At 66.7% G+C, this 372-nt stretch carries 1 protein-coding gene; it reads left to right on the forward strand.

What is annotated here, in order from left to right; genetic code table 11:
* Nucleotides 1-372 (forward strand): insulinase family protein (locus tag AX735_RS17770; RefSeq protein ID WP_202189612.1); only part of this gene is annotated, 372 nt, incomplete at both ends.

The raw sequence follows: 372 nt of genomic DNA on the forward strand, positions 1-372 counted from the left end.
CCGCCGCTGCCGACGCTCGACAAGGAGAAGGTCGCGGAGATGAAGGACAAGGTGCCGACTGCGCGCCTCTATCGTTTCTGGACCGTGCCGGGCCTGAACGATCCCGATTATGCCGCGCTCGACGTTGCTGCGACCGTGCTCGGCGGTCTTGCCAGCTCGCGGCTCGACAACATCCTGGTGCGCGACGAGCAGACCGCGGTCGCCGTCACCGCATCGGCCCAGCCCTTCGTGCACGGCAGCGTGTTCGAGGTCTATGTCGATGTGAAGCCGGGCGCGGATGTCGATGCAGTGTCGAAGCGGCTCGACGCGATCATGGCCGATTTCATTGCCAAGGGCCCGACCGCCGACGAAGTGCAGCGCGTCGCGACGCGC

The sequence above is a fragment of the Blastomonas sp. CCH1-A6 genome, assembly GCF_001556365.1.
Lineage (GTDB): Bacteria > Pseudomonadota > Alphaproteobacteria > Sphingomonadales > Sphingomonadaceae > Blastomonas > Blastomonas ursincola.